At 43.9% G+C, this 892-nt stretch carries 1 protein-coding gene and 1 pseudogene; one reads left to right on the forward strand and one right to left on the reverse strand.

What is annotated here, in order from left to right:
• A partial coding sequence (locus T472_RS07590; RefSeq protein WP_040907039.1) for an integrase occupies positions 1-456 on the forward strand: 456 nt, incomplete at its 5' end.
• A 170-nt stretch (positions 457-626) separates the two neighbouring features.
• Here the strand turns inward: T472_RS07590 and T472_RS07595 are convergent.
• Positions 627-892: pseudogene (locus T472_RS07595) on the reverse strand (transposase); the annotation flags it as partial.

Below are 892 nucleotides of genomic sequence, written 5' to 3' on the forward strand. Positions count from 1 at the left end.
ACCGCTATCGATATCAAAACAAGAATGAGAATCTTATGCTTCTCCGATGAATGCTCTTTCGCAAATGGCTTCTCCTTCATACTTTACATCGCCTTCCTCATGCGGGCTTTGGGCATCAGACATAGAATGTTCTTCCAAACTGACAACGGGAGCGAATTCGGCGGATCTGAAGAAAGCAGAAAAAGAAAAATATTGCAGGAAAAATTCCTAGAACCCTTAGGCGTTACTCTCCTCTCCATACCAAAAGGAGAAAAAGAAGCCCAAGGTTTTGTGGAACGAAGTCATCGCACCGATGATGAGGAATTCTACATACCTGCACTACCTCACATAACATCCCGAAAGGTCTTTATGACTTCTGCCGCAAGCTGGGTAAAATATTACAATCAAAAACGATCTCAAGGAGGCAGAGATATGAACGGGAAAACTCCAAAGGAAAAATATTTGAACTCTCACTAGTCAGTTCTAAAGCCGCTACTTCCATACCCCCTATACTCTTGGACAAAGTAAACACCTTTATACTAAAAATGGTGGGAGCTCAAAACATCTCCTGGGACTCCCACCATCTCCTTCAACTAATTAAACGGAAGCAATTTGTGGCCCCTTACATTTTTAAAAAATTTTCCTCTTTTTTGCACCTCCTGATACTTGGTCTGGTAATAGGCCTTGTATTCCTCGTTGTGCACCCGCAACGAGTTTGCGGCCACTACCAAGTAATAGCGGAGGTATTTATTCCCGTTCCTTGTCAAACGACGCTCTTCAGCGTCAAAATCGCCCGACTGATACCGGGTCCAGGTGAGGCCAGCATACTGAGCAAGAGAGGCTTCGTTCTTAAAACGCTTAATATCGCCTATTTCAGCGATTATCCCTGCAGCTGACACATCACCTAAACCCT

Origin of the sequence: Youngiibacter fragilis 232.1 (assembly GCF_000495435.3) — a bacterium.
Taxonomy (GTDB): Bacteria; Bacillota; Clostridia; order Clostridiales; family Clostridiaceae; genus Youngiibacter; species Youngiibacter fragilis.